General features: G+C 73.4%; 4 protein-coding genes and 1 pseudogene. 1 reads left to right on the forward strand and 4 read right to left on the reverse strand.

The window, feature by feature from the left end; translation table 11 throughout:
* Positions 1-214: pseudogene (locus AB8Z75_RS32685) on the forward strand (2'-5' RNA ligase family protein); the annotation flags it as partial.
* Between the two features lie 64 nt (positions 215-278).
* On the opposite strand, the gene AB8Z75_RS32690 reads toward AB8Z75_RS32685, so the two are convergent.
* The 4 genes from AB8Z75_RS32690 to AB8Z75_RS32705 form a co-directional block, all read right to left on the reverse strand.
* A complete protein-coding gene (locus tag AB8Z75_RS32690) occupies positions 279-1,310 on the reverse strand; it encodes a glutathione S-transferase family protein (RefSeq protein ID WP_369208409.1) in 1,032 nt (343 codons plus the stop codon).
* A gap of 131 nt (positions 1,311-1,441) precedes the next feature.
* On the reverse strand, positions 1,442-2,368 hold the full coding sequence (locus AB8Z75_RS32695) for a phosphotransferase family protein (protein ID WP_369208411.1): 927 nt from the start codon (positions 2,366-2,368) through the stop codon (positions 1,442-1,444).
* Between the two features lie 15 nt (positions 2,369-2,383).
* On the reverse strand, positions 2,384-3,106 hold the full coding sequence (locus AB8Z75_RS32700; RefSeq protein WP_369208413.1) for a nitroreductase family protein: 723 nt from the start codon (positions 3,104-3,106) through the stop codon (positions 2,384-2,386).
* 80 nt (positions 3,107-3,186) lie between these two features.
* Positions 3,187-3,990, reverse strand: a complete 804-nt coding sequence (locus tag AB8Z75_RS32705) for an alpha/beta fold hydrolase (RefSeq protein ID WP_369208415.1) — start codon at positions 3,988-3,990, stop codon at positions 3,187-3,189.
* Positions 3,991-4,110 lie beyond the last annotated feature (120 nt).

Consider the following 4,110-nt stretch of genomic DNA (forward strand, 5'->3'; position numbering starts at 1 on the left):
CCCTCCCTACGGCGGACTTTTCGGCGAGCTCGCACCGCACCTGACGGTGGCCAACAGCGGCGGCGAGGACGTGCACAGGGCAGCCGAGGCCCACCTGCGTGAGCGTCTCCCGGTGACGGCGCGGGTGGACTCCGTCGACCTGGTCGTCCACGAGGAGGGCCGCTGGCTGCCCTGGCTCAGCTTCCCGCTGGGCCGGCAAGAGACCGGCCCGTGAGAGACCGGCCGGTGGGAGACCGGCCGGTGGGAGACCGGCCGGTGCGGGCTTCGAGGGCAGGCCGTCAGGGGCGGTGGCCGACCGGAATCTCCTCACCGGCGGGCACCGGGCCAGGTGGGGTGCCGTCGCCGAAGGGGCGCCCGCCGAGCTGTTCGCGATGGTGCGGGGTCAGCCAGCCGGACAGGTCGGGCCCCGCGGGCACGATGGAGGTCGGGTTGATGCCCGTGTGGACGACGTAGTAGTGCCGCTTGATGTGGTCGAAGTCGACCGTGTCGCCGAAGCCCGGTGTCTGGTACAGGTCGCGCACGTACCCCCACAGCACCGGGTCCTGCTCCAGTTTGTTGCGGTTGCACTTGAAGTGGCCGTGGTAGACGGCGTCGAACCGCACCAGCGTGGTGAACAGCCTGATGTCGGCCTCGGTGAGGGTGTCGCCCACCAGGTAGCGCTGGTCGCGCAGCCGCTCGGACACCTGGTCGAGACGGCGGAAGACGTCCCGGTACGCGGCCTCGTACTCCTCCTGCGAGGTGGCGAAGCCCGCGCGGTAGACGCCGTTGTTGACGTCGCGGTAGATCCCCTCGGCCACCTCGTCGATCTCGTCGCGCAGCGCCTCGGGATACAGGTCGGGAGCCCCCGGCCTGTGCAGGTCCCGCCACTCGGTGGCCAGGTCGAGGGTGATCTGCTGGAAGTCGTTGGTGACCAGCTTGCCGCTGGGCACGTCGACGACCGCCGGGACGCTCACCCCGCCCGGGTAGTCCGTCTCCCGCTTGTCGTACGCCTCGTGCAGAAAGCCGATGCCCAGCACCGGGTCGCGGTCGTCGGGATCGAGGGTGAAGCGCCAGCTGCGGTCGTCCTGGATGGGGTCGGTGACGCCGAGCGAGAGCGCGTCCTCCAGCCCCAGCAGCCGCCGTGAGACCAGAGCGCGGCTGGCCCACGGGCAGGCACGGCTGACGATCAGCCGGTAGCGGCCCGGCTCGACCGGCCAGCCGTCGCGGCCGTCGGCGGTGATGCGGTCGGCGAAGTGGCTCTTGGACCGTTTGAACGCCTTGCGGCCGTATTCCGTGTTCCCGGCGCCTTCGCCGGTGGCAGCGCTGCTCATGCCGGTTCCTCCTCAGAATCGGGCTGCGGGTCTCCCCCGCGTTGACGGCATCCCATCACCAGGGTGTCGCCCGTGCCGAGTACCGACGCGGAAGCCGGTGATACGCGCACGTCGGGCTCGGCAGCCCCCGTTCATCTCCGCCCCTCCCGCCAGGCGTGCAGGCGGGCCGCCGTCCACGCCGTGTGGCGGGCCCGCAGATCCTCCTCGGTCAGGTCGGTGCGGCCCAGACCGCGGTAGTTGGGCAGCCAGGTGGTGACGGAGCGGTACGCGTTCCTGAGCGCGAACAGGTCCCACAGCACCAGGTCGGACACCTCGACGCGCGCGGCGCTCTCGTAGGCCTCACGGAACGCGTCCGCCACGGCGTGGCCCAGGGCGGGCCCGTGCAGCAGGACGAGGTCGAGCCGGCACCAGCTCACGTCGAAGCCTCGCGGTGCCGACCCGGCGCCGGACCAGTCGACCACCCCGGACAGTGCGCTCCCCTCCCACAGGACGTTGCCCGACCAGTAGTCGTAGTGCGTCAGCACGCGGGGCTCGCGAGCCAGCCGCTCCTCGTGCGCGGCGACCACCGGCGCGGCAGGCCCCTCGTCCGCGTCCTCCCCCGCGCGCAGGGACGAGGAACGGGCTGCGGCCAGGCAGTCGCGGAGCCCGGACAATCTGGCACGGGGCACGGCGTGGACGAGGGCGAGCGCGGCGGCCAGACCACGCGCCGCGGCCTCGGGGTCCGCGGGCCGGATGTCGGCACCGCCCGGGACCCGCGTGGTCAGCACGGCCGGTGCACCACAGTGCCGCCCCTCGGGGTCGACGGCCAGCAGCCGGGGCGCCCGGCCGTCGAGCCCGTCGAGGGCACGCAGCACCGCCGCCTCCCGGGCGGGGGCGGGGTCCCGGGGCGGGAAGCGGCGCAGCACCACCTCGGTCTGCGGCACGTCGATCAGCAGCAGGTGGGTCGCGGCGTGGGTGCCTCCGGCCAGCCGCCGCACGCGGCTCACCCGGGCCCGTGAGCCCACGGCTCCGGCCGCCCACGTCAGCGCGGCCTGCGGCACCGCCGCCGCGTCACTCACCCCGTCGCCCTCTTCTCACCAGCCGTCGCGGTGGATCACCTCGGCGACGGGGCGCCGCCGCACCGGACCGAAGTTGCCCTGGGGCCAGCCCACGGGGATCGCGGCGAAGGTGTGCATGTCCTCGGGGATGCCCAGTGCCTGCTTCCACTCCGTCTCCAGCATCAGGTGCCAGATGGTGATGTTGGCGGCGAGACCGAGACCGCGCGCGGCCAACAGCAGGTTCTGTACCCCGGGGTAGACGCACGAGCCCTCCGCGAGCGCGGCGAAGCGCTCCTGGATGCGGGCGAATTCCTGGGTGGCGCTCTCGCCGAGCGCCTCAGCGAAGCGGCGGAGGCCTTCCTCGTCCGGCGCCTGGGCGGGCATGCGGTAGCAGGGGATGACGAGGGCGGGGGTCTGCGCGAAGTGGTCGCGCTGGTATTCGATGGCGGCGACCATCCGCCCGTACGCGGCCTCGTCCATGCCCTCGGGGCCGTGCTTGCCCGTGGTGGCCAGGTAGGCGTCCACGCAGCGCTTCCACAGGGGGGCCAGCCGTTCCATGACGGCGCGGTCGGTGACCAGCACATACTCGTAGCGCTGCATGTTGCCCCCGCTGGGGCCCCAGACGGCTGCCTGTATGAGCTGTTCCAGCAGGGCGTCCGGCACGGGGTCGGGCTTCAGCCGCCGCATGGCGCGCATGGTCGCCATCGTGTCGAAGAGCGGGGGCTGCGGAGGGGCGGGGTTCCCGGCGTCGATTGACATGATCGCAAAGTGTAGGGCGAAGGGGCGCCCCCCGGGTGAGCGGTTTCACCTCAGCCCGAGCGCACCCCTCCCAGCCCCCGTCAGGCGAGCAGGAAGTCCCGCACGACAGGGGCGAGTTGCTCCGGGGGGACGTGGTGGAACGCGCCGGCCAGCGCGCGGTGGCCGCCGTGCGGCAGCGCGTCCGCCGTGGCGCGGGCCGCTTCCCTCAGCACGGGCGTGCTGGCTTCGCTGCTGAGCACCAGAGCGGGCAGGTCCGCCGCGGCCAGCGTGTCGGCCGGCAGATCCGCGTCGCCCAGCAGCGTCGTGTCGTAGACGAGCGTGTGGGCGAGCTTTTGCATCTCGCCCCAGGCGGGCGACTGCCGCGCGCCATCGACGGCCTGCGGCGGCAGGCCCACGATCTCCGCCATGAAGTAGGCGACCGCCTCGGCGCGGCGTCCCTCGCCGACGAGCTCGGCCAGGTGCGCGGCGTGCGAGGAGGCCTGCGGCTGCCCGGCGGCTCCCGTGAACGGCGGCTCGAACAGGACCAGCCTCTCGAACGCCCTGTCCCCCCGCGCCGCGGCGTTCAGCGCGACGATGCCGCCGGACGACACCCCGCACACGTACACCGCCCCCCCGCCCTCCTGCGCGGCGAGCGCGCCGACGACCGCTGCCAGGTCCTCCGCCTCCCGCTCGGGCGCATAGGGCAGGGTGTCCCCGCTGTCGCCTCTGCCTCTGCGGTCGTAGACCACGCCGGACATGCCGAGGCCGGCCAGCTGCCGGGCCAGCGGCTCGCCCGCCCCGCGTGCGCTCATCGCCCCGCCGACCAGCACGACCGGCGGGCCGTCACCGAACCGTTCGTGGGCGAGAGTGGTGCCGTCGGCCGAACTGACGGTGCGTGTGCTCATGTCGGTCCCTCCCGGGGGTGGTGTCCTTGTGCCGAGTTCTATCAGCGGGCACCGACAACGGAGCGGAAGGCGGCCGGGTGCGGGGAGAGGGTTCGCCCGGTGTGCCGCTCAGTCCTCGGG

It is taken from the genome of Streptomyces sp. PU-14G (genome assembly GCF_041028275.1).
Classification (GTDB): domain Bacteria; phylum Actinomycetota; class Actinomycetes; order Streptomycetales; family Streptomycetaceae; genus Streptomyces.

Coding starts and splice junctions, on each gene's coding strand:
- AB8Z75_RS32705 (WP_369208415.1), bottom strand. CDS start 3,990: ATGAGCACACGCACCGTCAGTTCGGCCGACGGCACCACTCTCGCCCAC.
- AB8Z75_RS32700 (WP_369208413.1), bottom strand. CDS start 3,106: ATGTCAATCGACGCCGGGAACCCCGCCCCTCCGCAGCCCCCGCTCTTC.
- AB8Z75_RS32690 (WP_369208409.1), bottom strand. CDS start 1,310: ATGAGCAGCGCTGCCACCGGCGAAGGCGCCGGGAACACGGAATACGGC.